The organism is Corynebacterium sp. LaCa_205 (assembly GCF_057458085.1).
This window is the reverse complement of the sequence record NZ_CP190931.1, coordinates 886,930-910,722: the sequence shown is the minus strand read 5'-3', so window position 1 is coordinate 910,722 and position 23,793 is coordinate 886,930. Positions and strand designations below refer to the sequence as shown.

General features: G+C 60.9%; 26 protein-coding genes. 11 read left to right on the top strand and 15 right to left on the bottom strand.

Annotated features, from left to right (window positions below; all coding sequences use genetic code 11):
• The first annotated feature begins 92 nt into the window (after nucleotides 1-92).
• Together glgA and ACP8J1_RS04515 are read left to right on the top strand one after the other, a co-directional pair.
• Nucleotides 93-1,247: a glycogen synthase gene (glgA, locus tag ACP8J1_RS04520; protein WP_486697196.1), complete on the top strand. Its 1,155-nt coding sequence runs from the start codon at nucleotides 93-95 to the stop codon at nucleotides 1,245-1,247.
• A gap of 12 nt (nucleotides 1,248-1,259) precedes the next feature.
• Complete coding sequence (locus ACP8J1_RS04515; RefSeq protein ID WP_023021834.1) at nucleotides 1,260-2,702, top strand: GH32 C-terminal domain-containing protein; 1,443 nt, start codon at nucleotides 1,260-1,262, stop codon at nucleotides 2,700-2,702.
• A 328-nt stretch (nucleotides 2,703-3,030) separates the two neighbouring features.
• Here the strand turns inward: ACP8J1_RS04515 and ACP8J1_RS04510 are convergent, their stop codons facing one another.
• From ACP8J1_RS04510 to dapE, 7 genes are read right to left on the bottom strand one after another with little or no spacing between them, the layout of a single operon-like run.
• A complete protein-coding gene (locus ACP8J1_RS04510) occupies nucleotides 3,031-3,897 on the bottom strand; it encodes a methyltransferase domain-containing protein (RefSeq protein WP_023021835.1) in 867 nt (288 codons plus the stop codon).
• 9 nt (nucleotides 3,898-3,906) lie between these two features.
• On the bottom strand, nucleotides 3,907-4,074 hold the full coding sequence (locus ACP8J1_RS04505) for a DUF3117 domain-containing protein (RefSeq protein ID WP_005323535.1): 168 nt from the start codon (nucleotides 4,072-4,074) through the stop codon (nucleotides 3,907-3,909).
• Nucleotides 4,075-4,086: 12 nt separating this feature from the next.
• Nucleotides 4,087-4,380 (bottom strand): DivIVA domain-containing protein, encoded by a 294-nt coding sequence (locus ACP8J1_RS04500; protein WP_023021836.1) that lies wholly within the window; start codon nucleotides 4,378-4,380, stop codon nucleotides 4,087-4,089.
• Between the two features lie 3 nt (nucleotides 4,381-4,383).
• The gene (locus tag ACP8J1_RS04495) at nucleotides 4,384-5,106 is read right to left on the bottom strand and encodes a glucosyl-3-phosphoglycerate synthase (RefSeq protein WP_023021837.1); all 723 of its coding nucleotides are present in this window, start codon (nucleotides 5,104-5,106) and stop codon (nucleotides 4,384-4,386) included.
• Complete coding sequence (gene folP / locus ACP8J1_RS04490; RefSeq protein WP_034656441.1) at nucleotides 5,103-5,915, bottom strand: dihydropteroate synthase; 813 nt, start codon at nucleotides 5,913-5,915, stop codon at nucleotides 5,103-5,105. The genes ACP8J1_RS04495 and folP overlap by 4 nt, the downstream gene beginning before the upstream one ends.
• Before the next feature lie 14 nt (nucleotides 5,916-5,929).
• Complete coding sequence (locus ACP8J1_RS04485; protein ID WP_023021839.1) at nucleotides 5,930-6,694, bottom strand: LOG family protein; 765 nt, start codon at nucleotides 6,692-6,694, stop codon at nucleotides 5,930-5,932.
• A gap of 3 nt (nucleotides 6,695-6,697) precedes the next feature.
• Nucleotides 6,698-7,786: a succinyl-diaminopimelate desuccinylase gene (dapE, locus tag ACP8J1_RS04480; RefSeq protein WP_034656440.1), complete on the bottom strand. Its 1,089-nt coding sequence runs from the start codon at nucleotides 7,784-7,786 to the stop codon at nucleotides 6,698-6,700.
• A gap of 89 nt (nucleotides 7,787-7,875) precedes the next feature.
• On the opposite strand from dapE, the gene ACP8J1_RS04475 reads away from it, so the two are divergent.
• The 6 genes from ACP8J1_RS04475 (at nucleotide 7,876) to ACP8J1_RS04450 (ending at nucleotide 13,630) form a co-directional block, all read left to right on the top strand.
• Nucleotides 7,876-9,234, top strand: coding sequence for an amino acid permease (locus tag ACP8J1_RS04475; protein ID WP_023021841.1), 1,359 nt, complete (start codon nucleotides 7,876-7,878; stop codon nucleotides 9,232-9,234).
• A gap of 17 nt (nucleotides 9,235-9,251) precedes the next feature.
• A complete protein-coding gene (gene dapD, locus ACP8J1_RS04470; RefSeq protein ID WP_023021842.1) occupies nucleotides 9,252-10,223 on the top strand; it encodes a 2,3,4,5-tetrahydropyridine-2,6-dicarboxylate N-succinyltransferase in 972 nt (323 codons plus the stop codon).
• Nucleotides 10,224-10,322: 99 nt separating this feature from the next.
• Nucleotides 10,323-11,654, top strand: coding sequence for an amino acid permease (locus tag ACP8J1_RS04465; RefSeq protein ID WP_232212617.1), 1,332 nt, complete (start codon nucleotides 10,323-10,325; stop codon nucleotides 11,652-11,654).
• A 376-nt stretch (nucleotides 11,655-12,030) separates the two neighbouring features.
• Nucleotides 12,031-12,876: a type IV toxin-antitoxin system AbiEi family antitoxin domain-containing protein gene (locus ACP8J1_RS04460; RefSeq protein ID WP_034656439.1), complete on the top strand. Its 846-nt coding sequence runs from the start codon at nucleotides 12,031-12,033 to the stop codon at nucleotides 12,874-12,876.
• A 69-nt stretch (nucleotides 12,877-12,945) separates the two neighbouring features.
• Nucleotides 12,946-13,155 carry a helix-turn-helix transcriptional regulator gene (locus ACP8J1_RS04455; protein ID WP_023021845.1) on the top strand — a complete coding sequence of 70 codons (210 nt, stop codon included), beginning with the start codon at nucleotides 12,946-12,948 and terminating at the stop codon, nucleotides 13,153-13,155.
• Entirely contained in the window at nucleotides 13,148-13,630 is a 483-nt protein-coding gene (locus ACP8J1_RS04450; RefSeq protein ID WP_023021846.1) for a SoxR reducing system RseC family protein, read from the top strand. Before ACP8J1_RS04455 ends, ACP8J1_RS04450 begins: the two co-directional genes overlap by 8 nt.
• 183 nt (nucleotides 13,631-13,813) lie before the next feature.
• Here the strand turns inward: ACP8J1_RS04450 and ACP8J1_RS04445 are convergent, their stop codons facing one another.
• Genes ACP8J1_RS04445 through ACP8J1_RS04415 form a run of 7 tightly spaced genes read right to left on the bottom strand, consistent with a single transcriptional unit; the run spans nucleotide 13,814 to nucleotide 19,576 of the window.
• Nucleotides 13,814-14,377 carry a GtrA family protein gene (locus ACP8J1_RS04445; RefSeq protein WP_302517465.1) on the bottom strand — a complete coding sequence of 188 codons (564 nt, stop codon included), beginning with the start codon at nucleotides 14,375-14,377 and terminating at the stop codon, nucleotides 13,814-13,816.
• 30 nt (nucleotides 14,378-14,407) lie between these two features.
• Nucleotides 14,408-15,247: a pseudouridine synthase gene (locus ACP8J1_RS04440; RefSeq protein WP_023021847.1), complete on the bottom strand. Its 840-nt coding sequence runs from the start codon at nucleotides 15,245-15,247 to the stop codon at nucleotides 14,408-14,410.
• Complete coding sequence (gene dapC / locus ACP8J1_RS04435; RefSeq protein ID WP_023021848.1) at nucleotides 15,240-16,328, bottom strand: succinyldiaminopimelate transaminase; 1,089 nt, start codon at nucleotides 16,326-16,328, stop codon at nucleotides 15,240-15,242. The genes ACP8J1_RS04440 and dapC overlap by 8 nt, the downstream gene beginning before the upstream one ends.
• A gap of 3 nt (nucleotides 16,329-16,331) precedes the next feature.
• Complete coding sequence (gene fdxA / locus ACP8J1_RS04430) at nucleotides 16,332-16,655, bottom strand: ferredoxin (protein ID WP_005327491.1); 324 nt, start codon at nucleotides 16,653-16,655, stop codon at nucleotides 16,332-16,334.
• Nucleotides 16,656-16,708: 53 nt separating this feature from the next.
• On the bottom strand, nucleotides 16,709-17,086 hold the full coding sequence (locus ACP8J1_RS04425) for a hypothetical protein (protein ID WP_023021849.1): 378 nt from the start codon (nucleotides 17,084-17,086) through the stop codon (nucleotides 16,709-16,711).
• A complete protein-coding gene (locus tag ACP8J1_RS04420) occupies nucleotides 17,086-17,955 on the bottom strand; it encodes a PIG-L family deacetylase (protein WP_023021850.1) in 870 nt (289 codons plus the stop codon). Before ACP8J1_RS04420 ends, ACP8J1_RS04425 begins: the two co-directional genes overlap by 1 nt.
• A complete protein-coding gene (locus ACP8J1_RS04415) occupies nucleotides 17,945-19,576 on the bottom strand; it encodes an ABC transporter family substrate-binding protein (protein ID WP_034656438.1) in 1,632 nt (543 codons plus the stop codon). The genes ACP8J1_RS04420 and ACP8J1_RS04415 overlap by 11 nt, the downstream gene beginning before the upstream one ends.
• Before the next feature lie 88 nt (nucleotides 19,577-19,664).
• Here ACP8J1_RS04415 and ACP8J1_RS04410 point away from each other — a divergent pair, with 88 nt between their 5' ends.
• Nucleotides 19,665-20,327: a GOLPH3/VPS74 family protein gene (locus ACP8J1_RS04410; protein WP_023021852.1), complete on the top strand. Its 663-nt coding sequence runs from the start codon at nucleotides 19,665-19,667 to the stop codon at nucleotides 20,325-20,327.
• A gap of 11 nt (nucleotides 20,328-20,338) precedes the next feature.
• Here ACP8J1_RS04410 and typA read toward each other — a convergent pair whose 3' ends face one another.
• Nucleotides 20,339-22,249: a translational GTPase TypA gene (gene typA / locus ACP8J1_RS04405; RefSeq protein ID WP_023021853.1), complete on the bottom strand. Its 1,911-nt coding sequence runs from the start codon at nucleotides 22,247-22,249 to the stop codon at nucleotides 20,339-20,341.
• A gap of 227 nt (nucleotides 22,250-22,476) precedes the next feature.
• On the opposite strand from typA, the gene ACP8J1_RS04400 reads away from it, so the two are divergent.
• Nucleotides 22,477-23,253, top strand: coding sequence for an Rv1157c family protein (locus ACP8J1_RS04400; protein WP_034656437.1), 777 nt, complete (start codon nucleotides 22,477-22,479; stop codon nucleotides 23,251-23,253).
• Complete coding sequence (locus tag ACP8J1_RS04395; protein WP_023021855.1) at nucleotides 23,254-23,790, top strand: ribonuclease FAU-1 family protein; 537 nt, start codon at nucleotides 23,254-23,256, stop codon at nucleotides 23,788-23,790.
• The last annotated feature ends 3 nt before the right edge of the window (nucleotides 23,791-23,793 follow it).

Below are 23,793 nucleotides of genomic sequence, written 5' to 3'. Positions count from 1 at the left end.
CAAATCCCACATTCCGCAGCAGAACTTTGCACATTTTTACCCCCATATCGGAATTCTGCACATGACAGCAGAGATACGTATTCTGGGTGGGCATGAGAGCCGGAATCTTTTCCAAAGAATACCCGCCGGAAATATACGGCGGAGCCGGAGTTCACGTAGCTGAACTCACCCGTTTCATGCGCGATATCATCGATGTCTCCGTGCACTGCATGGGCTCCCCGCGCGAAGAAAAAGACGTCTTTGTCCACGGCGTAGACCCCGCACTCGAGGGTGCCAACGGTGCGCTGCAGACCTTGTCCACTGGGCTGCGCATGGCCGATGCCGCCTCCGATATCAACATCGCCCACTCCCACACGTGGTATACGGGCCTTGCTGGCCACCTCTCCGCCCGGCTTTGTGATATTCCGCATGTGGTCACCGCCCACTCTCTCGAGCCGCACCGCCCTTGGAAGCGCGAGCAGCTTGGCGGCGGCTATGACATCTCCTCATGGTCCGAGAAGAACGCCATGGAATATGCCGATGCCGTAATCGCCGTCTCCGCCGGTATGAAGGACTCCATCCTCGATGCCTATCCGCGCATCGATGCCTCCAAGGTCCACGTCGTCCTCAACGGCATCGATACCGAGCTATGGCAGCCGCGAGAGGGCGATGTTTTGGACAAGCTGGGCGTCGATAAGCAGCGCCCCATCGCTGCCTTCGTCGGACGCATCACCCGGCAAAAGGGCGTAAAGCACCTGCTGCAGGCGGCACAGAAATTCGATCCAGACATCCAGCTGGTCTTGTGTGCCGGCGCCCCTGATACGCCCGAAATCGCGGCCGAGACCGAGGCACTGGTCGATGAGTTGCGCGCCCAGCGCGATGGCATTTTCTGGGTCAAGGATATGCTCCCGCGCAACGAGGTCCAGCAGATTTACACCGGTGCCGATGTTTTTGTCTGCCCATCCATCTACGAACCGCTGGGCATCGTGAACTTGGAAGCAATGGCCTGTGGCACGGCCGTTGTTGCCTCCAACGTGGGCGGCATTCCCGAGGTAGTAGTCGATGGTGAGACCGGCGTGCTAGTGCATTACGACGCCACCGATACCGCAGCCTTCGAGGCCGATCTCGCCGCTGCAGTCAATGACGTCGCCGCCGATAAAAAGCGCGCTGCCGAATTTGGGCGCGCCGGCCGCGAGCGTGCCATTCGTGATTTTTCTTGGGCTACGATTGCCGCCCAGACCGTCGATATTTACCGCAGTCTGATTTAAGGAAGGATAGCCGTGACAACCCACCGCCCCGAACTGCATTTTGTCCCTGAAGACGGCGTCCTCGACGCCCCCGCCGGTATCCTGCGCGATGGTGATACTTGGCATCTGTTCTACCAGTACCGCCCCACCGCGGACTCCCCGGCGCGCTGGGGACACACATACTCCGAAGAGTCTCCCTTTGACTGGTTGGACTGTGACGATGTCCTCGCCCCCGTCGGCGGCGAGCTCTCCCTGCGCGCAGGTTCCGTAGCCCAAGGCCCAGACGATATCCATCTCTACTTCACCTCCGTGACCGCCGCCGGAATCGCCGTTCACCTCGCCCGCTACGCTGACGTGGACGAGATCTGCGAGGTCTCCGATGACCCTCAGGCGCTCGACCCCAATGTCGTTCGTTTTGGCGAAGTCGTGGGCAATACCCGCAACTTCGATCATTTCCGCTCCCCCTCCGTGGTGCCCGACTGGGCCTCAGAGGACCGCGATGACGGCCACGACGGCTGGCTCATGTTGGCTCTCACCGGCCACTCCGACGCCCCGGTTCCCGTTATCCTCGAATCCGCCGACGGCGTGTCTTGGCGCCTGCGCGGCAGCCTCAAGTTCGACGGCGACCCTGGCTTCCTAGAGGGCGAGGTCCCCGCTACCTCGCCCATTCCGCCGGTCGTCTCCCCGCGCCTAGTCCGACTGCGCGATGAGGTTGACGGCAATGTCTACGACGTCCTCTTTGTCACCTTGGAGCGTGGCGGCCGCGACGTCTCCGGCTACCTCGTCGGCCGGCTGGAGGGCACCACCTTTACCGTGGTCTCCGGCTTCCGCCGCGTAGACTTCGGCCACGATTTCTCCCGCCCACGCAGTACCAACACCACCACCGGCACGCTCACCCCCGAGCAGCGCTATGAGCGCGCCGTTATCGTTGGCCTCCTCAACGGCAACGGCCGCGGCGATGACGCCACCAAGCACGCCTCGTGGGAAGCCGAAGGCTGGGCCAATGCCCTTTCCTTACCCCGCCGAGTCACCCTCGAGGGCGGCGTCCTCTACCAAGCCCCCGCCCGGGGCTTGCCCGATGCCGTCAAGCTTTCCGATTACGCCCGCTCGTGGACCGGCGTCATGGAGGTGCCTTCCGGTTCCTGCGTCACCGTCACGCTTCTCGACGGCGCCGGTGACCCCGCCGCCACCATCCGCCACTCCGGCGATGACATCAGCCTCGATCGCTCAATGAACAAGGCTTTCAATCATTGCTTTGCCGATTCTGAGCCCGCCACCGCCACGCTTGCCGAGGGTGACTCCGACACCCTCACCATTATCCAAGACGGTTCCACCGTCGAGGTATTCGTCGATGGTGGCCTCATCGCCATGGCCTCCCGCGTCTACTTCGAGGGCGGTTGCTCTGGGCTGCGCGTCGAAACCTCCGGCGATGCCGTCATCGAGCAGGACTGGCAGCGCTCCGGCTCCAAGCTCTAAACATCACCCGACGCCCCCGCTCGGTTCTCCACCCCGCCCTTCGCGCTCACCGGCACAGCCGCCCACTGCGGTTGCGCTGCTCCCGGTGAGCGGCAAGGGCGGGGTTGTGTGTTTCCGGACCCGTGGCACCCGCGCCACCCGCGGTACGGGGCGATGTCACGCCGCGCGCCCTTCGCGCTCACGGGGAGGCGATGGGGCGTCGGAAAGCGTGTGCTGGTGAGCGGCAAGGGCGAGGAACCACCCCTCGCGCTCACCGGAACAACGAAAAGAACCGCCCCACGCGCTGCTAGTGAGCGCGAAGGGCGGAGATGAGGCAGAAGGGCCGAGGCTAAACTACGCGGAGGCGGTCCAGTCGAGCGCGGGCGGTAACCGTGAGCGTCGGGGGCAACGCTGCCATGCGCTCGGCGAGTTCTCCGGCGCTAATGTGACGCGCGGACGGGCTCATCCCAACCTGCGCGGCAACGGAGGCCTTATCGAGCTCAATGGGGAACGAAATATCCACCGGATCGGCCGCCTGCTCGAGGTATCCCTCGGCCTGCTCGTACATGCGCTCCACCTTGCCGTCTTCCACGCCGAGGATGCCCAAAGGCTCCCGCAGCTCGTCCAAGTGGCCGGCATCAGGGGTCAAGACGATGACCTGGCCGCCTGGGACGAGCACGCGCTGGAATTCGGCCGGATTGCGTGGGGCGAAGACGACGGAAATAGCGTCGACGGACTCATCACGAATGGGCAGGCGCTCCCACACATCGGCCACGACGGCACCGACGCGCGGGTGGCACTTAGCCAAGTGCTTCGCGGCGTGCGGGGAAATATCGAGCCCGACGCCGCGGGCCTCAGCGATGGAGTCGAGGGTGTGGGCCAAGTAGTAGCCCGTACCAGCGCCCACCTCAAGCAGAGAGGCGGGCGTAGATTCGGCCAACGATGCGGAATCCAGCGCACCTTGGACTGCCCCAGTCACGGCCTCCACGAAGGGCGCGAAGTGCCCCATGGCCAAATAGGTCTCGCGGGCGTTGACCATGTCCATGTCATCGCCCTTGTGCTTGAGTCCGGCGCCGGCCGCGAGGGTGACGTAGCCCTGCTTGGCCACATCAAAAGAGTGGCCGGATTCCGAGACCAAGCGAGAGAAATCATCGGCACCAGAAAGCGCGGTGCCATCATTGGGATCAGCCAGAATGTCGACGATATGAGAAAGCATGTATCTAGACTAGCTAGAAACCTCGGTCAACAGAGAACCAAGCTCGGCGGCCTCGTCCTTGCTCAGCTCGATGACGATGCGCCCGCCGCCATCGGAGGGGATGCGCATGACAATTTTGCGGGACTCCTCTACTGCTTCCATTTCTCCGCCCGTGGTGCGCGGCTTCATTGCTGCCATAGTGAGTCTCCTTTAGTTAACTTCTTTTCCTTCCAGCTTAGACCTTTTCGGCGCGGAAGATAGTTGCTCTTCTAGTTGTGCGAGGAGATCATCTACTTGGTCCTGGCGGTACCCGCGGGGCACAACCTCGAATTTCACCTGGTCAAGGCGCCCTTCGCGGGCAGCGGCGCGGTTATTTTCGCGCACCTTCTCCGGCTCATCGAGCGGGTGCATAACCTCGCCGCGGCCAAAAATCGACCCCCATACCCAGGTCCCGATGACGGTCAGGGAGAAAAGGACGAGGAGGAGCATAATCCAAGACAGCATGGCTTAAACCTTACCTTTTAGCGGCGGGCGTTGAGCAACGGGCGCAGTAACCCCGGCGCGGGAGAGCAGTGTGCGCGCGACTACCTCGGCCATCGGCGCGAGTTCATGTAGCGGCCGGTTGCGGTGCACCCGAGTTCCCAAGTCCACCTGCGCTATTGTGCCCCGCTTGCCGACGTCCACCAATAGCCCCGCTTCCACCCCGTAGCCTTCTACAAAGGGCAGCTCGACGGCGGTGGCGCGGCGCAGAGAGTATTCGCCTCCGAGCGGCTGGTCGATATGAGCGAGCTCTGGGAAAAATTGCTTAATGAGCGGTTTGGCTGTCAGCTCGGTGACGCGGCCGCCGCCGGTGGGCTGTCCGTTGAGGCTGCGGCGGTAGCGGGCCTTGACCATTTCTACCGCGGGGTCGGAAAAAGGAGCGGCTAGGGCAGCTACCATGCCGGGCGCAGCGGATTCAAGATCCGCATCGACGAAGACGACTATGTCTCCCTTCGCCGCGGCGACCCCGCGCCAGAGGGATTCGCCCTTGCCGGGGCGCGGTTCTTCTGGCAGGATATCGCGCCAATTGTGCACGTCGGCTCCAGCTGCCGCAGCGCGAGACGCGGTGGCGTCTGAGGAGTCGGCGTCGATTACCAGCACCTCAAGCGGATTATCGGCAAGGCAGGCGCGCACGACGTCTGCGACGGTGCCCTCCTCGTTGAGCGCTGGAATGATAACGGAGACGCTCATGCAAGGCCTCGCGTGGTTGCTAGCGGGGCGACCTCGCCTTGGATGGCGGCAGTCATACGGATGACATCAGCGGTTTCTGCCACCTCGTGGACGCGGAAAGCGGCCACTCCGCGGGCAGCGGACCACGCGGTGGCGGCTAGGGTACCCGCAACGCGCTCTCCTACCCCGCGGTCTAGCGTCTCGCCCACAAAATCTTTGTTTGATAGCGCCATGAGCACCGGCCAGCCGGTGGCCACGACCTCGTCTATGCGCCGCAAAAGCTCGAGACCGTGGAAGGTGTTCTTGCCAAAGTCATGGGTCGGATCGATGAAGGTCAGGTCCTCCGGGCAACCGAGAGCGGCAGCGCGCTCGGCCAGCTGGGTGGTTTCCGCGATGACATCGGCCACCACGTCATCAAAATGGACACGGTGCGGCCGGGTGCGCGGGGTGATACCACCGGTGTGAGAGCAGACATAGCCCACGCGGTAGTGTCCGGCGACCTCGATGAGCTCGGGATCCCAACCCGCCCAGGTGTCATTTATGAGCCCGGCACCGGCTGCAATGGCTGCCTCTGCCACCTCGCTGCGCCACGTATCGACGGAAATGAGGACATCCGGGTGGCGCTGATGCACCTTCTCAATGGTCGGCACCACGCGGTCGATTTCCTCCGCCGCGTCCACAGCTTTGCCGGGGCCAGCCTTCACGCCACCAATATCGACGATCGAAGCACCGGCTGCGATCACCTCATCGCAGCGGCGCAGCGCCGGGTCGAGGTCAAAGGTTGCCCCCTTGTCATAGAAAGAATCCGGGGTGCGATTGACAATCGCCATCACACGCGCGAGGCTCAACGCGGCTCCCTGATGCGCTTATCGCTCATAACCTCGTGACGCTTAATGATGTGGGAGACGGCTTCATCGGGGTCGTCGGTAAGCAGGAAAAGCTCCCGGTCGCTTTCGTTGATAAATCCACCCGCTGCTAGCGTCTTGTCCATCCATTCCAAAAGGCCGGTCCAGTACTCGGTGCCCATGAGCACGATGGGGTAATTGGTCACCTTGCCGGTCTGCACCATGCACATGACTTCGAAGAACTCATCCATCGTGCCCATGCCGCCAGGTAGGCAAATGAAGGCCTGCGAGTACTTCAAGAACATCGTCTTGCGGGCGAAGAAGTAGCGGAAATTCAGGCCCAGGTCGACGTACTCGTTGAGGCCCTGCTCATGGGGAAGCTCGATGCCCAAGCCCACGGACAGCCCGCCGGCTTCGTGGGCGCCACGGTTGGCTGCCTCCATGATGCCGGGGCCGCCACCGGTGATGACGGCATAGGAGTGCTCGGCCAGCTTGCGGCCGACCTCGACGCCCAGCTGGTAGCTCGCGTCCTCGGGCGTGGTGCGTGCGGAGCCGAAGACGGTGACGGCCTTCGGCAACTTGGATAACGCATCGAAGCCGGCGACGAATTCGCCTTGGATGCGCAGCACGCGCCACGGATCGGCATGCTGCCACTCGTGGTCTGCACCGGACTCCAAGAGCCGCTGGTCAAAGGTGGAGGCCTGTTCGCCTTCGGTGCGCAGCAGCATCGGGCCGCGCAGAGTGCGCATCTGCTCAGGAGTCATGGTCTATCCCTTCAGGTATTTCAGGAGGGCGGTGGATACTTCACTAATCTGCGCGGTGGGGACCTGCTCGTCCTTTTTATGCGCAAACCCTGGGTCACCGGCGCCGAAGTTCACGGCCGGGGTGCCCATTTCGGAGAAGCGGGCGACGTCGGTCCAGCCAAACTTGGCGCGGACGTTGCCCCCGACGGCGTCGATAAGAGCTTTGGCTGCAGGCTGGCCCAACCCAGGCTGGGCGGCCGGGGCAATGTCGTCGATGTCGATGGTGACATCTTCTTCCTCGCCGATGATGGATTTCATGTACTCCAGCGCCTCCTCGCTCGTGCGGTCCGGGGCGAAGCGGAAGTTCACAAACATCCAAGCCTCATCCGGCAGCGTATTTGTGGCCACGCCGGACTCGAGGTGAACGATATTGAGGCCCTCGCGGTAAGTACAGCCGTCAATGGTGACGTCGCGGGACTCATAGGCGGCGATGCGGCTCATAATCGGTGCGAGCTTGTGCGCGGCATTGGAGCCGAGCCAGGCGCGGGCCGAGTGCGCGCGGGTGCCGTGCGCGGTCACGCGCAGGCGGATGGAGCCCTGACAACCGGCCTCCACCATGGCGCCGGAGGGCTCGCCCAGAAGCGCGAAGTCCCCCTCGAGCCACTCCGGGTGGTCCTTTTGCAGATGGCCCAAGCCATTAAATTCAGTAGCTACTTCTTCACCCTCATAGGCGATGACAGTAAGATCATGTTTCAGCTCCTCCGACTCGTGCAGCTGGGCAAAGGCATTAAGGTAGATGGCCATGCCTGACTTCATGTCCACGGTGCCACAGCCCCACATAATCTCCACCCCGTCTTTAGTGGTTTCCATGTGATGCGGTACATTTTCTGCCAACGGAACGGTATCAATGTGTCCGGCGAGCACCACGCGGGAATCTAGCCCACGGTTCGTGCGGGCGCACACGGTATTGCCGTAGCGGGCAACCTCGACGTCCAAACCGCGCAGCGCTTCTTCGACGGCGTCTGCGATGGCCTCCTCATGGTGGGAGGGGCTCGGAATATCAACGAGCGCCTTGGTTAGTTCGATGGGGTCTGCATATAGATCTAAAGTCACAAAGCGCCATGCTAGCGCCCCGCGTAGCTCCCCGCATTGTGTAAAGTTCACTTCACTGTAAATATTTCGTCCTCCCTAAGGTGATAACAATGGCCGAAACCGCTCAATTGAAATCCCGTCATCTCACGATGATGGGCCTTGGCTCTGCCGTGGGCGCCGGCCTCTTCCTCGGCGTAGGCCTCGGCATCCAGATTTCCGGCACCTCCGTGCTCATTTCCTATGCCGTGGCCGGCGCGCTCATTGCGCTAGTGATGTGGATGCTCGGTGAGATGGCCGCCGCCCGCCCCTCTTTGGGGTCATTTTCCACCTACGCCGGTCAGGCCTTCGGACACTGGGCACGCTTTACCATGGGATGGATTTATTGGTTCATGCTAATCATGGTCATGGGCGCCGAAATCACCGGGGCGGCCGCCATCATCTCCAGCTGGTTCGATATCGACCCGTGGATTCCGGCACTTATCGCCGTGGCATTCTTCGCAGTGGTCAATTTCGCGGCCGTGGGCGGATTTGGCGAGTTTGAGTTCTGGTTCGCCATCATCAAGGTCGGCGTCATTGTCGCCTTCCTTGCCATAGGCGTGCTCATGGCGCTGGGCATCCTGCCCGGCATGGATCTCTCCTTGGCCGGGACCAATTTCACCGCTAATTTCCTGCCCAATGGCATGCCCGGCTTCGCCGCCGGATTGCTAGCCGTGGCCTTTGCCTTCGGCGGTATCGAATTGGTTACTATCGCGGCGGCCGAATCCGAGGACCCAGCACATAACGTGGCCACCGCGGTCCGCGCCATTATCGTGCGCATCATGATCTTCTACATCGGCTCCATCGTGGTTATCACCATGGCGCTGCCCTTTAGCTCCATCCAGGACGCCGACGTAGCCGCCGATTCCCCCTTCACCCTCGTGCTTGGGGCCGCCAAGATTCCCTTCGCGTCCGGTTTCATGGAAGCGATTATCGCCTTGGCGCTGCTCTCCGCCTTCAACGCGCAGATCTACGCCACTTCCCGCTTGGTCTTTGACATGGCTAAGGATCACTGCGCCCCAGGATTCTTCCTCAAGCAAAATCGCGCTGGCTCCCCCATCAACGCGGTCATTTTGTCCATGGTCTTCGCCTTCGCTTCGGTAGGCCTGCAGTTTTGGAACCCTCCGGGGCTCCTAGCATTTCTCTTCAATGCAGTGGGCGGGTGTCTGCTGGTCATCTGGTCCTTCATCGTGGCTTCCTTTATCAAGCTGCATCCCCAAATGCGCGGCAATGGCGAGTTGACCGATCTGCGTGTGCCCGGCTTTCCCTGGCTGCCGTGGGTCACGGCCGCGGCGCTGGGCGGGCTCACCCTGCTCATGCTCTTTGACCCAGATGCACGCAACCAGGTCATCTCGGTACTCATCCTCGCTGCGATACTCGTCGTCTTGTCCTTCGTACTACCCACCGGCCAGCGCGCAGAGACGCGGAGGTAGTTGCTAAGCTAGCGGGCATGACTTCTGCATCCGCACGTGGCCTGGCAACCATTACCCATGACGGCACCGTCTTGGACGTCTGGTTCCCAGCCGTTTATACCGATAAGACCGTAGAGACCACCGAGACCAAGCGCTTGGAGGAGGTCCCTCAGCAGTTCTCCGCGCTGGCAGGCCCGGACGAGGAGCGCGGCGTGGCCCGCGTTGCCGTCGAGACCTCCATCAAAGATCTGGATGACGCCCCCGTCGATACCTACGATGCTTACCTGCGCCTGCACCTCCTTTCTCACCGCGCGGTCAAGCCGCACGGCCTGAATATGGATGGCATCTTCGGCCACCTCAATAACGTGGTCTGGACTAACTACGGCCCCTGCGCCGTCTCCGATTTCCAGATGGTGCGCGGCCGCCTTGCCTCCCGCGGCCCGGTCGTTGTCTACTCCGTTGACAAATTCCCCCGCATGGTGGACTACGTTGTACCGTCCGGCGTTCGCATTGGCGACGCGGACCGCGTGCGCTTGGGCGCCCACCTTGCTGAGGGAACCACTGTCATGCATGAGGGCTTTGTGAACTTCAACGCCGGCACCTTGGGCGCCTCCATGGTGGAGGGCCGCATCTCCGCGGGCGTCGTCGTGGGCGATGGCTCCGATATCGGCGGCGGCGCGTCCATCATGGGCACCTTGTCCGGCGGCGGCAAGGAGGTCATCTCCATCGGCGAGCGCTGCCTGCTCGGCGCCAATTCCGGCATCGGCATTTCGCTTGGCGACGACGCCGTAGTCGAAGCCGGCCTCTACGTCACCGCCGGCACCAAGGTGACCGTCTTTGGCAAGGTCGCGGAAGCACTGGGCGTTGATAATGGCGAGAACGTCAAGGGCTCCCAGCTCTCCGGTGCCTCCGGTATGCTGCTGCGCCGCAACTCCGTCTCCGGTGCGGTTGAGGCTGTGGAATGGAAATCCGAGGCCGTCGCGTTGAACGACGAGCTGCACAAGAATTAATACCCCCGATTCCTATAGCCTTATCGGGCAAAATAAGATGGAGGGGTGACTGATAACTCCTCCACCCTCGGTTCTGGCCTGAAGGTCCGCCACCTAACCATGATGGGGCTTGGCTCCACCATCGGTGCCGGGCTATTCCTCGGCACCGGCGTCGGTATCTCCGCCGCTGGGCCCGCCGTGCTCCTCGCCTATATCATCGCCGGCTTCCTGGCCATTTTGGTGATGCAGATGCTGGGCGAGATGGGCACTGTTATCCCCGCCTCCGGCTCTTTTTCCGAATATGCCGAACATGGCATCGGCCGCTGGGCGGGCTTTACCCAGGGCTGGATTTATTGGCTAGCCACCGTCGCCGTACTCGGCGCCGAAATCACCGGCGCGGCCGGATTCATTGGCTCCTGGTTCGACGTCTCGCCGTGGATCCCCGCAGCTATCTGCGTGGTCCTCTTCGGCGTCATCAACCTGCTGCGCGTGCGTAGTTTCGGCGAATTCGAGTATTGGTTCGCGCTTATCAAGGTCGTCGTCATCGTGGCCTTCCTCATCATCGGCGTGCTGCTCATCCTGGGCCTCCTGCCTGGCCATTCTTTCATCGGCACCTCCGTCTTCCTCGAGGACGGCTTCATGCCCAATGGCCTCGGCGGCGTCGCGGCCGGCCTTTTGGCCGTAGCCTTCGCCTTCGGCGGCATCGAAGTCGTCGCCATCGCCTCTGCCGAATCCGAGGACCCCGAAAAATCCCTGGTCAACGCCGTGCGCTCCACCATCTTGCGCATCTCCGTGTTCTACTTGGGCTCCGTTCTCGTCATCACGTTCCTTCTGCCTTATTCCATCTTGGGAGGTGCCTCCACGGCCGCAGAATCGCCCTTCACCATGGTCCTCGAGCGCGCCGGCATCCCGGGTGCGGCCGGCATCATGGAGGTTGTCATCGTCCTTGCGTTGCTTTCCGCTTTCAATTCGCAGATCTACGCCTCCTCTCGCATGATGCACTCGCTGGCCTCCCGTGGCGAGGCTCCACGCATCTTCACCACCACCAATAAAGACGGCGTACCCACCACCGCTATTGCCCTGTCCGTCCTACTCTCGGCCGTCATAGTGGTGCTCAACTACGCCGATACAGGTTGGCTTCTTACCTTCATGCTCAATGCCGCCGGTGCCTCCCTGCTCATCGTGTGGGTATTCATCGCCGTCAGCCAGCTGCGCCTGCGCCGTCAGCTCGAAGCACTCCATCCCCTTCCCATCCGCATGTGGGCCTTCCCCTACCTGACTTGGTTCGCCCTCGCGCTCTTTGCGGCCATCGCGGTGCTCATGCTTACCGACGCCACCGCCCGCAGCCAACTCCTCTCCGCCGCCGCTATGTTCGCGGTGCTCGCCGTCGCCGGTGTCATCAACTCCAAGGTTCGCGGCATTGACCCCACCTCCACCCTGCCGTTGACTTAGCCCCTCCCCTCCCCGCTGTCCCTCCTCCCTCTGCCCTTCGCGCTCACCGGCGCGAGAATGGACGTCTCTTTTCGTCTCCCAGTGAGCGCGAGGGGGTGAGGTGCCCAACGCTCCGCCCGCCGCGCTCACGGGGAGCGAATGGGGACGTCGGAAAGCTCTGCCGGTGAGCGCAAAGGTCGTGGGCTTTCCACCGCTCCCCTCGCGCTCACCGTGAACACGGGTCGCTGCCAAAGGGCGGCTGCCGGTGAGCGCGTGGGGCGGTTATCCACAGCGTTCCAGGCCACGCGGCGGAAAATCGAGCCCCGTCCCTGAGTTATCCACAGGTTGCAGCGGGAAGCGTAGCCATCACGCACTGCGGCCGTTTACGTTTATTTCCATGGGGGAATGGACAACCGCGGAACTGCGTGAGCAGGGTTTAAGTAAAGAGGCGATTCGCCGCAAGGTGCGTGAGGGCAAGCTGTACCGCGTGCATCGGGGGATTTATACCGATTCGTGGACGCCCCTGGCGGTGGCGCGGACCTTGGCGCATGGGCTCAGCCGAATCCATTTCACCGGAAAGACTGCACAAGAGATTTATCTCGGCCGGCAGCTAACCTTTCCGTTGGAAGCAGAGGGACCTCGTACATTGAAGGGAAAATGCTTCCGAGTTTCGCACTCGCGTCTCCGGGCCACACACAAGGTCAACGGCCTACCGGTGGTGCAACCGCTATGGGCTGCACGCAGAATTTCGCGCGCATGTAGGCCTTTATTGGAAGACTACTACCAAGGAAAGCACGGCCCCAACCGCCTAGAAGAGGACCGTCGGCGAATGCGGCGCGTCCCGACGCCTCTTAAAGAGGCTATACGACACGCTGCTATAGGCGCGGATAGCTCACCGGAACGCACGCTAAGCAGGCAGCTGCGCGCAGAAGGAATCTACCCCAAGCACAATGTTCTCATCGCCGGCTACCGCTTTGACCTGAAGATTGGCAGGTTGCTGGTGGAAGTTGACGGCTGGAAATACCACAAGCACAGTGTGACCTTTCAAGCTGACCGTACCAAGCAGAACGCGGCCGTGGCCCACGGTTATACCGTTTTGCGTTTTACTGCCGATGACATCATCCACCACCTCAGCCAGGCCGTTTTGCTCGTCAAGGCCACTTTGGAGGTGCTAAAAGGTGGGAATCCGCAGCTCCCCACTTCAGCCACTGTGCCCTATTGGCGGTGGCATCTGTGCGTATAAACCTTGCCTTAGTGACAACTTTCCTTTACACTCGGTAATGCAAGAACGACACCCCGTAAAGGAGACCAGATGGCCGAGCACCCCAACATGGTCCGCAAATGGCGCCGCTGGCTCGAATTATCACAAGCTGAACTCGCCAGAAGAGTTGGCGTCTCCCGCCAAACCATCGCCAATATCGAACGCGGCAACTACTCGCCCTCCGTGCACCTCGCGCTGGATATTTGCCACGAACTAGGAAAAACCGTCGAAGAAATTTTTGGAGCTGAACAACATGATTAACGCCATCGCCAATTACTCCCTCAAGGAAATCGATCGCGCGACTCGCGATGAGTTCGAACGCGACACGCTTTATAAGGCCTGCGTAATCGGAATGACCCCAATCTCGTTCCTCGAACTCGTCGTCGCCGCAATTCTCGCCTGGGTCCTTCCTGGCCAAATGTCCATGCTGTGCTTCCTCGCGCTCGTGCCGTCCATCGTGGGCAACTTCATCGGTTCTGCTTGGATGCGCAAGCGCGTGGCCACCCCAATTGTTAGCCGCAATTGGACGGCTATCGCTGTCTACCTCATCCCTCTTATAGTCATGTTCGCCGGCATTGCCTTTAACGCCTACGCGCCTGCCGACGGCCACGACCCCGTCTCCTACCTCATCGGTACCGCAGTCGGCGCCATTGCCGTGCTCGCCCTCACCCCCTTCTTTCGTCGCCGCCAGCACCGTCGCGACCAAGCTCGCCTCGATGCCGAGTTAGAAGACTAGTTTCACTCCGGCACCTCACCCCGCCCTTCGCGCTCACCGCGGACGGCGGGTTTTCTTTGTTTTCGTTCCCCGTGAGCGCGGCGGGAGGTACTGTCTCCTTCGCGCTCACGGGGAGAAAGAAAAATCCCCGCCAACCTGCGCTGGTGAGCGCGGGGGCGGAGAGGAAGAAAATACGGGACCTAGCTAGGCCGGCTCGGTTTCCTCGACAAGTTGCCGCGTCTTCGGCTGCGAGCGGAAGGTCCACAGCTTGTTCAAGATAAAGTTAATCGGCATAGCGACAATGATAGAAATGGCCGATGCCCAGTACACCTTTGTACGCAAACCGGTCGAATCATCCAGAATGTCTGAGGGCAAATGCAGCGGCGAAGTCGGATTCATTAACAGTGTCGCCACAACTTGACTTACGATAAAAGCTCCAATTCCAGCGAGAAGGAATGGGAAGAAACCGCGCAGCCAAGACACCTTCGCCACCGATCGGAAAGTCCACATGCGATTCAGCTGGTAGTTCCAAGTGTTGGCGACCAAAAACGCAATGGTCAAAAACACATGGTACCAACGGATATGGAAAACAGAGCCGAAGAGATTGATGAAGGGATCATCCGCCTCGATGCCGCCAGACCACCAAGTAATCTTTCTGCACAAATAGACCACAAAGAGATTAACCGCGGTACCGGAGCCGCCAACAATGCCGAATTTGAGAAACTGCCCAAAATTGGACACAAAGCGCGCGACGCTGAGGTCTGCCATGGGCCGCCTTTCTAGCCAGTGATTTAATAACTACTCGATTGTAGTTCTTAAGTCCTGCGAACTGAAAAATTGACGCTCGGATTGTGATAGAGGATCTATAAAAGAGATAGCCTCATGGAGTAGGGCGAGCGGGGCGCGAAAATCATAGAGGTCGAGCTTGCGCGGGGCGGGGTACGTGTCGTCCCCGAGAAGCGGGTGCCCCAGATGATTGAGTAGCACGCGCAGTTGGTGCGTATGGCCGGTGCGCGGCCACATGGTCACCTCTCGGCCGGCGGCGCGCACATACGTAGAGGTGGGTGTGCCATCGGAAGCAACGAGCACCTGGCGCGAGCCGCGGGGCTTGTGCATGTGCAGGGTGATTTCCCGGTCCACATAAAGCGGCCGCTTGACGACGCCCCGATACCTCTTCACCGCACTCCCCTCCCCAAAGATGCGCTGGTAAGCGGCGCGAGTGGCGGGATTGCGAGAACAAAGCACAAGGCCGGCGGTCAGACGGTCTAGACGATGGAGAGGCACAATATCGTCTTCACCGAAGTCCACGCGCAGCCGGGTTTGCAGAGTTTCGCGTTGTAATCGGCCATTGGTGGTCGTGGGCAGAAAGTGCGGCTTATCGGCCACGATGAGGTCGCGGTCGGCGTAGATGACTGAGTAGTCGAAAGGAATGGGGCGCTCGGCAGGCACAGTGAGGTGATACCAGGCGGGCACGGGACGCGGCAGCTCGGCCCCAGCCGGCAGCAGAGTCCCAGGCGGATAGGGAGAATCGCCGGCGCGAGCGGCGAAGTACTCCCCTTTTTCGGGCACGTAGCCGCGCAGGACCGTCTTGCGCGGGGATATGCCCTCGCGTGCGGGAGGCCTGCCGGAATTAGGCACCGGCGAGGCGGTCTACTGCAGCATCGATGCGTTCATCGGTGCCGTTGAGACCAATGCGCACGTGCTTCTCGCCTGCTGGGCCATAGAAGTCGCCGGGGGCGGCGAGGATACCACGCTCGGCAAGCCAGTCGATGGTCTCCCGGCAGTTCTCGCCGCGGGTGGCCCAAAGATACATGCCGGCATCGGAGTGGTCGATGGTAAAGCCGGCGTCGACAAGCGCGTGCATGAGCACCGCGCGACGGGAGGCGTAGCGGTTGCGCTGAAGCGTCTCGGTGTCGTCGTCGTTAAGCGCGGCGACCATGGCGGCTTGAATGGGCCCTGGAACGATGAGGCCGGCGTGCTTGCGCAGCAGCAGCAGCTCGTCGATGAGGTCGTTATCGCCCGCGAAGAAGCCAGCGCGGTAGGAAGCCATATTCGCGGTCTTGGATAGCGAATGCATGGCAATGAGCCCGGTGTTATCGCCATCGGTCACGCGCGGATCGAGGATGGACACCGGCGGATTATCGTCATTCCAGCCCAAGCTCATATAGCACTCATCGGAGGCAATGATGGCGTCGTTCTCGCGCGCCCACGCCACGATGCGGCGCAGCTCCTCTACCCCGAGCACACGGCCCGTGGGATTGGAAGGCGAATTCAAAAAGACTAAAGAGGCGTCTTGGAAATCGGAATCCGCACGCAGCGGAGTGGCTCCGGCGAGTAGTGCGCCTACCTCGTAGGTGGGATAGGCCACCGAGGGGAAGGCAACGGTCTCGCCGCGCATGCCCAAGAGCGTAGGCAGCCAGGCGATGGCCTCCTTGGTGCCAACTACCGGCAGTACGCGATCTACCTGCATGTTGTAGCGGCGGGTCAGCGCGGCGGCGATGGCCTCGCGCAGCTCCGGGGTGCCGGCGGTCTGCGGGTAGCCGGAGGCCTGCGCGGCTGTGGTCAACGCAAGCTGCACGCCTGGGGCTACTGGGTCAACGGGGTTGCCCACCGAGAGGTCAACGATTCCACCCGGGTGGGCCTGGGCCTTCTTCTTGGCGCCGGCCAGTGAATCCCAGGGGAAGTCTGGAAGCGTCTTTCCTAGCGGTGTGCGAGCCATGTCTTACTCCTGATTCTGTGGCGGAAGCGCGGCAATCATCGGGACGTCAAAGTCCTGCGGGCCGAGGGCCGCAGCGCCGCCTGGGGAGCCCAGGTCATCGAAGAAGGCTGCATTAGCGTCGTTATAGTCCAGCCACTCATCGGGAACGTCATCCTCGTAGAAGATGGCCTCGACCGGGCAAGCCGGCTCGCAGGCGCCGCAGTCCACGCACTCATCCGGGTGGATGTAGAGCATGCGCTTGCCCTCGTAGATGCAATCAACAGGGCATTCCTCAACGCAGCCGCGGTCCATTACGTCAACGCAAGGCTGTGCGATCGTATAAGTCATGGAGATTCCTTGAAACTTCCTGATGTCTAGGATTTGGGGTGATTAATAGTATGTCACTTCTGCTTAAAAAATGGCCAAACGCCGCCGCCTATCCCCGCCAAAAGCAGGAGCAGACTGAGAATATTATTGGCCAAGAGCGTGTCTCCAGTCATTGGCACCATCAACATGAAGGCGAAAAATCCTAAGCACCATACGATGAGCGGGATGGCGCTGACTACCGGCGTGCGGCTCCACAAGCGGGCGGTGCGGGTAAGCACGGAGTTGAACCACCACGCGATCACAATCGTAATGGGAAAGGCTACGCTCGCCCCATTGGATAGCGGGATGCGGGCGGTGAGATAAATGACCTCGAGAAATACCGAAAGCAGCGCGCCGATAGCCAACCACACCAGGCCGGTTACCTGCTCGCCGCGGCTAAAATCCGTGCGCATCACAGCCCACCGAGCAAATCATCGGCCGGCTCGCCTTGACCCAGTTGGAAGTATTCGGCAGGCAGCAGCGGCATAACTAGCAGATTGGACAGGCCAAAGGCGCCGGGCACGCGCTCAGGTTCATGGAGCGCGGCCACAGCGGACGCGGGATTGGTGCGGGTGGTGGAGCCATCGGCCAACCAAATTTGGGAGGCGTGAGCGCGCATGGCGCGGCGCTTGGCGTCCAAGGCGGCGTCAGAAAGAGCGACAGTGACATCAGTACCCTCGTTGGTGAAATTGTCCAAGTACTCCTGGCTGGGCTTGGTCCATCCAGCTGGGGCATCGAGGGTTTCCAGGCCGCCGTAGTTAGCGGCGCGTTCAAAAATGCCGTACCAAATGCGTGTGCTTGGCGACGCCGCCTTCATCACCGCCTTATGCACCGCAATGTGGTCCGGGTGGCCGTAACCGCCATCAGGCCCGTAGGTCAAGATGACGTGGGGCTTAATCGTCTCGAGCTCGTCGCTCAGGAAATCAGCCGCCTCCTCGATGCGATTGACCAGCGCGCGCGAATCTTCGTGGGAGGGTGAGCCCGCCATGCCGGAGTCACGGAAGTGACCGAAGCCGCCGAGCTGGATTCCCTTTACTCCAAGAGCCTCCAGTGCGTTAGCCAATTCGCGAGCGCGAAAGCCGCCGAGCTGATCATGGTCGGCCAGGCCCTGGTAGGGCTCACCAATAACCTCGCCGTCCTCGCCCAAGGTGAGCGTAATAACGGTGACCTCGGCGCCGCGTGCGGCGAGGCTCGCCAGGGTACCGCCCATAAAAAGGGTTTCATCATCCGGGTGGGCGTGGACTGCCACCACGCGATAGCCGGTTAAATCCTTAGTCTTCATCTATCCTCCAGCGGGGCGCGGTGATAAGACCCCCGTCCCAATCATCAATGCTTTGGCCGGGGCCTACAATACCCTTCCCGAGCGCGTGGATACGCGTCTCATCCATCAACGGCACGTAGAGCGCTTCTTTAGAGTTCACTTCTCGAATGCGGCCGAGCGCCTCCTTCGGGCTCATGGTCCCGGACAAGATTTCCTCGCGAATCTCGTCCGCATTCTCCGGACAGATTCCGGACAAATCGCCTGCCAGTGGTTGTTTATTATCGCAGCTAAAGATATTTGCCGCGGCCAACGAGTTCAAGGAGATATCTTCCCAAGTAACCACGGCATCCACATCGCCTTCTGGCAAAAGCTTGGAGGTTATTGTGGTCAGGCGCTCGGAAACCACCTCGGCATCTATCCCGTGGGCTTCCAGAACATCGTAGAGGGTATTTGCCGCGGCCAAGGCAGTGGGGCTAGTAGGATCTACCGCAAAGCGAATCGGTTTTTTGCTGGCGCGTGCGCGCAACGCAGTAAGATCCGTGTCTTTGCTTATAGGGTTATGTCCGGGCTCCAGATTGGAAGCGCGGCCGGTGGCCAAGCGGGCGACCTGATCCGTATCAATCAGTGAGGCTAATCCGCGGCGCTCTGCCCTTTCTTCCAATGCGCCTTCTGCAGTAGACATATGCAGGCGCAATTGGCGTGGGCGAGTAAGTGCTTTTTCAGAGACATGTCCTAAAAGACCCAACGCCTCCTCTGAGGTTTGGTCCGGAGTAAAGTCCGCGAATCCGATCTGTCCGGAGCGCAGCATATTCAGCGCTTGGGTGCTATCGCGCACCTCACTGAGCTGGATGACATCCACTTGGGCCGGATTAGCGCCCCAGAACCGATCATTTCGGTTCAAGGTAATGACTCCGCGGCCGCGGTCCACGCTATCGACAAGGAAGCGTCCGGCCGATGCCGGAATCTTATCCGCTAATGCGGAGCCGAAATTATCATCTTGCAATAAGTGCGAAGGCAGTAGGTTATGGAAGAGCAGGTGCCAGTCCTTAACCTTCTGGGAAAAATCCACCGTGACTACGCGACCACCATCAGAGGTATTCACGGCCGAGATGGCGTGGTAGCCAGCGGGATCTCGTACACCGGCGGTCGTGGTCATCTGCTTCCACAAGTAGCTAAAGTCCGCGCCAGAGATAGGCGTACCATCTGACCACTGCGCAGGTGAAGCAATAACGTAGCGCACTCGCTGCGCTACCCCCTTGGGGGCATTTACCTCGGCGGCGGATTCCAGGATATCGGCGTCCCTCTGACCGCCGTGGAAGGTTGAAGGCAACACCAGTTCCGCAATCTGGTCCACCAGCTCGGAATTATTGGCCACCAAGTGCGGGTTTAATCCCGCGCGCAAGGGATCTACGCCCACTGAGATAGTAGGACGCTTGGCGGAATCGGTGTCTTGGGGTGGCTCTTCTTGCTGTTTTGCAGTGGTGGTGGCCTGATCCTCTTGCAGCGCGGAGGCATTATCCTCCACCACCGGTGGAGGGCCAGGGTTAGCCGCGCAAGCGCTTAAGAAAACAAGGCTAGCGGCGCTCAGCACCGCCGCCATTGCCGACGCCGCGCGCCTTGTTGAAGCCGGATTCTTTTTCATCGCGGACTACTTTAGTCCCTTTACCCCGCCGGAACGAAGATATTCGGCGCTAGACTCAGGCTCAGACCGCAACTTTGAGGGAGGCACCATGCTGATTTGCCAAGAAATGTTCCTGCTATTAACTAAAGACAATGGCAAGAAAGAAGACTGGGTGTCCAATAATGAGGCCGCCCTACGCGCTACCGTCCTCGCGGACCTACTGCTGGGCGGGCACGTCGAACTTGCGGAAAAGAAAAAGGTAGTAACTACCACCCAGCGCCCGAAGAACCCAGTTTTGGCCTGGGCCTGGGAGGAGTTACAGCAGCGCAAGACCGCCAGTACGAAGGAGCTCTTGGAAGCTTCTTGGTTTACCCCACGGGAAATCATCGCCTTGGATTTCCACGCGAATGGCCAGCTCGACATAGAAAAAGCCAAGTGGTGGCAATGGGGCGGCGACCGCTACATCATGACGGACTTGGAATTAGAGCACCAACTGCGCGAGCGGCTGGTCGCGGTGCTGGAAGCACAACGTCCAGCCGAGGTTAATGACGTCATCATCCTCGATATCCTCCGCGAAGTCTCCGGTGCCTATACTCTGCTCAAAAATGATGCGGAGGGTATGAAGCGACGGGAAATGCGGGCACGCATTCAGGAGATCAAAAAGGAGGTGACATATGACAAAACCGCCTCCTCAGCGGTTAAGGCCGTAGTAGAGGAGGCGGCAGCAGTAGCGGCAGTGGTTGCCACTTCAGCGGCAATCACTACCACCTAAGGCGGTGCTCACTACTTATTCATCTGCTTCGCGCGAGCAGCCGCACGCTTGCGGTCGGTAGCGGAAAGCTCTACCTTGCGCACGCGCAGGACGTCCGGGGCGACCTCGACGCACTCGTCGTTGCCACAGAATTCCAGTGCTTCTTCCAAGGAAAGGGTGTGTGCCTTGGCCAGGGTGACCGTGGCCTCCGCAGTAGCGGAGCGCATATTGGTCAGCTTCTTTTCCTTGGTGATGTTGATGTCAATATCCTCATCACGGTTATTGGCGCCAACGACCATGCCCTCATAAGCCTCGGCGCCCGGCTCGACGAAGAAGTTGCCGCGGTCAGCCAACTGCGTCAGCGCGTACTGGGTGATCTGGCCGGTGCGGTCAGCCACCAGGGAACCGGTCGGGCGGGACTTGATATCGCCGGCCCAGACATCCAGGCCGTCAGAGATGGAGTTAGCGATACCGGCACCGCGGGTCTCGGTCATAAACTGGGTGCGGAAGCCAATGAGACCACGGGCGGGAACGCGGAAGATCATGCGTACCCAGTCGCCCTCGCGGACATCCATAGCCTGCATCTGACCCTTGCGGGATGCTAGCAGCTGGGTGATAGCGCCCTGGTGCTCGGAGGGAGAGTCAATGGTGAGGATTTCGTACGGCTCGTAGGTCTTGCCATCGATTTCCTTGGTAACAACCTGCGGCTTACCAATGGTCAGCTCGAAGCCTTCGCGGCGCATGGACTCAATCAGCACGGACAGCGCCATCTCGCCACGGCCCTGTACCTCCCAAGCGTCGGGGCGCTCGGTGGGCAGCACGCGCAGGGAAACGTTACCGATGAGCTCTTGCTCCAAGCGGGCCTTGACCATACGCGCGGTGAGCTTATCGCCGCCGCCCTGGCCTGCCATCGGGGAGGTGTTCACGCCGATGGTCATGGAGATGGCCGGCTCGTCTACGGTGATGCGCGGCAAAGCCTCAGGGTGCTCCGGATCGGCGATGGTGTCACCAATCATGACGTCAGAAATGCCGGAGATAGCCACGATGTCACCGGCGATGGCTTCCTCGGCCGGCTGACGCTCGAAGCCGACGGTGCGCAGCAGCTCGGCGACCTTCACGGTCTTGGTGTGCTGGTTGCCATCCTCGTCGTAGTGGATCCAGGCCACCTGCTGGCCCTTCTTAATGCGGCCGGCGTAGATACGCAGCAGCGCGATACGGCCTAGGAAGTCGGAGGCGTCCAGGTTGGTCACGTGCGCCTGCAGTGGGGCGTCGACGGTAGCGGAAGGCTCTGGGAGGACGTTATAGATGACGTCGAAAAGCGGCTGCAGATCCTCGCCCGCAGGGACGTTGCCATCGCCTGGGTTCTCGGTGGAGGCAACGCCGGCGCGGCCGGAAGCGTAGAGAACCGGGAGGTCCAGCAGCTCCTCGGCGGCGGCTGCAGCTTCCTCATCCTCCAGGCCGGCGGCGATTTCCAGCAGGAGGTCCTGGGACTCGGAGACAACCTCGTCGATGCGGGCATCCGGGCGGTCAGTCTTGTTCACGCAGATGATAACCGGCAGCTTGGCTTCCAGTGCCTTGGTGAGCACGAAGCGGGTCTGCGGCAGCGGTCCCTCGGAGGCATCGACGAGCAAGACGACGCCATCCACCATGGAAATACCGCGCTCGACCTCGCCACCGAAGTCGGCGTGGCCTGGGGTGTCGATGACGTTAATAATCAGGTCCTGGCCGTCCTTGCCTAGGCCCTTGCGGTGAATGGCCGTGTTCTTGGCCAGAATGGTAATGCCGCGCTCGCGCTCCTGATCATTGGAGTCCATGACGCGGTCCGTGTGTTCACCGTGGTCACCAAAGGCGCCGGACTGCTCCAGCATGCCGTTGACCAGGGTGGTCTTGCCATGGTCAACGTGCGCGACGATGGCAACATTACGGAACTCGGTATTACTCACTAGTGGGGTTCTCCTTCGGAGGATCTACAGCGCTTACGCGCGCGAAATTGATCTTGAACGAGCTCCCACGATACCCCCTTAAAGGGCCAAGTGCAGCATTGGGGTTGGCTTTACCCGGTAACGCGCCGTATAGGGCGAGCGAAGATTCTTATAGATCGCAAACACACTTGACACCTCCCTAGCTATCACTATCGTTACTTTAGGTACTATTGTTACGATTGTGACTAATGGGGTTTGAATGCCCTGACCGAGACCGCACCCAAGGAATTGATAACGTGAGCAACGCCCGCACCACCTGGCGCCTATCCGGCCGCATCGGTTATATTTCCGCCGCCACGGCCGCGCTCATCGGCCTCGCCTCCCCACTCGTCGCCCCAGCGCAAGCATCTGCACCAGACCTTTCTTCCCTGGTGCAGCAGGCTTCTTCCCATAGCCCGCTGGACGAGCTAGGCCGCCCCAATCAGGAAACCCAAGATCGCATCCGCGCCTTCGCGGCTCAACCGTGGATTCCAGAGGATGCCCGCAACGCCATCCTATCCGGCCTCGCATTCTTCGCCGGCGGCGGCGATGGCAAGGGCGGCGTGGCTATGCCGGAAGGCAATAACCCGAATTTCCGGCAGTTTTATTGGCCCACGGTCTCCGCGCATTGCATAGGCGGCACCAGCGATGCCATGGGCTCGGCCATTGCCGTACCTGGCCCCACGGAAATGCCGGCACCCGGCGCAAAACCGGGCGAAACCGTCTTCCTCTTTACTGCTCTTGGTACCCCTCCGGCCGCGCGCGAGCAGGGCGGAATGAATGTGCAGTGGTTCAACCTGGATAACCTGCGCAGCGGCATCACCCCGCTGAATAACAACGGCATCAACCAGGATGGCCCCACTACCTTGTCCGGCACCGCCCAGACCGGCAAAGGCACCGTTATCGCGCTGCTATCCGGCGGCGTTAATACCCAAGAGTCCCACTGCAAATTCGCCCCCACTGCCGCTTTCCTTGAGGTGAAGTAGATGGCGGCGGACCTCCATCCGGTCAAGCGCGAGACCTTTAATACCGCCGATTACACCAATACCGACCCCAAAGGTTTCCTGCGCGAGGTCGATACCTACACCGAAACCGAGTTTGGTCTGTACATGGCGCGCGGTGCCGATCACCCACGCTTTGGTTACCTAGAATCGTGGCTGCTCCCCGGCCTTAACCTGCGTGCCAATATCTTTCACTTCCGTCCGGGCGTAGACGTCCACCAAGATTTTTATATCGACGTTGCCGAAATCCAGCGCGATGGTGCGCTCTGGACCACCCGCGATCTTTATGTGGACCTGGTCGCAACGCGCGACGAGCCCATTTCCGTGCTCGACATCGATGAGCTCTCTGCCGCCACCTCCGCTGGTTTGATTACTGCCGAGGAGGCAGAAAAAGCGATCGACACCACCCTAACCGCCGTAGAAGGCATTACTCGCAGTGGTGACGATGCGATGGCTTGGTTGGCACATCAAGGGATAAACTTGACGTGGTCCAATGACATTACCCTAGCCCCAGAAGGATAATTT

Excerpts from the sequence above, each read along its gene's own strand:
- glgA (WP_486697196.1), top strand. The coding sequence starts at position 93 with ATGAGAGCCGGAATCTTTTCCAAAGAATACCCGCCGGAAATATACGGC.
- ACP8J1_RS04510 (WP_023021835.1), bottom strand. The coding sequence starts at position 3,897 with ATGCTTTCTCATATCGTCGACATTCTGGCTGATCCCAATGATGGCACC.
- ACP8J1_RS04505 (WP_005323535.1), bottom strand. The coding sequence starts at position 4,074 with ATGGCAGCAATGAAGCCGCGCACCACGGGCGGAGAAATGGAAGCAGTA.
- ACP8J1_RS04500 (WP_023021836.1), bottom strand. The coding sequence starts at position 4,380 with ATGCTGTCTTGGATTATGCTCCTCCTCGTCCTTTTCTCCCTGACCGTC.
- ACP8J1_RS04495 (WP_023021837.1), bottom strand. The coding sequence starts at position 5,106 with ATGAGCGTCTCCGTTATCATTCCAGCGCTCAACGAGGAGGGCACCGTC.
- folP (WP_034656441.1), bottom strand. The coding sequence starts at position 5,915 with ATGGCGATTGTCAATCGCACCCCGGATTCTTTCTATGACAAGGGGGCA.
- ACP8J1_RS04485 (WP_023021839.1), bottom strand. The coding sequence starts at position 6,694 with ATGACTCCTGAGCAGATGCGCACTCTGCGCGGCCCGATGCTGCTGCGC.
- ACP8J1_RS04475 (WP_023021841.1), top strand. The coding sequence starts at position 7,876 with ATGGCCGAAACCGCTCAATTGAAATCCCGTCATCTCACGATGATGGGC.
- dapD (WP_023021842.1), top strand. The coding sequence starts at position 9,252 with ATGACTTCTGCATCCGCACGTGGCCTGGCAACCATTACCCATGACGGC.
- ACP8J1_RS04465 (WP_232212617.1), top strand. The coding sequence starts at position 10,323 with ATGATGGGGCTTGGCTCCACCATCGGTGCCGGGCTATTCCTCGGCACC.
- ACP8J1_RS04460 (WP_034656439.1), top strand. The coding sequence starts at position 12,031 with ATGGGGGAATGGACAACCGCGGAACTGCGTGAGCAGGGTTTAAGTAAA.
- ACP8J1_RS04455 (WP_023021845.1), top strand. The coding sequence starts at position 12,946 with ATGGCCGAGCACCCCAACATGGTCCGCAAATGGCGCCGCTGGCTCGAA.
- ACP8J1_RS04450 (WP_023021846.1), top strand. The coding sequence starts at position 13,148 with ATGATTAACGCCATCGCCAATTACTCCCTCAAGGAAATCGATCGCGCG.
- ACP8J1_RS04445 (WP_302517465.1), bottom strand. The coding sequence starts at position 14,377 with ATGGCAGACCTCAGCGTCGCGCGCTTTGTGTCCAATTTTGGGCAGTTT.
- dapC (WP_023021848.1), bottom strand. The coding sequence starts at position 16,328 with ATGGCTCGCACACCGCTAGGAAAGACGCTTCCAGACTTCCCCTGGGAT.
- fdxA (WP_005327491.1), bottom strand. The coding sequence starts at position 16,655 with ATGACTTATACGATCGCACAGCCTTGCGTTGACGTAATGGACCGCGGC.
- ACP8J1_RS04425 (WP_023021849.1), bottom strand. The coding sequence starts at position 17,086 with ATGCGCACGGATTTTAGCCGCGGCGAGCAGGTAACCGGCCTGGTGTGG.
- ACP8J1_RS04420 (WP_023021850.1), bottom strand. The coding sequence starts at position 17,955 with ATGAAGACTAAGGATTTAACCGGCTATCGCGTGGTGGCAGTCCACGCC.
- ACP8J1_RS04415 (WP_034656438.1), bottom strand. The coding sequence starts at position 19,576 with ATGAAAAAGAATCCGGCTTCAACAAGGCGCGCGGCGTCGGCAATGGCG.
- ACP8J1_RS04410 (WP_023021852.1), top strand. The coding sequence starts at position 19,665 with ATGCTGATTTGCCAAGAAATGTTCCTGCTATTAACTAAAGACAATGGC.
- ACP8J1_RS04400 (WP_034656437.1), top strand. The coding sequence starts at position 22,477 with ATGGGGTTTGAATGCCCTGACCGAGACCGCACCCAAGGAATTGATAAC.
- ACP8J1_RS04395 (WP_023021855.1), top strand. The coding sequence starts at position 23,254 with ATGGCGGCGGACCTCCATCCGGTCAAGCGCGAGACCTTTAATACCGCC.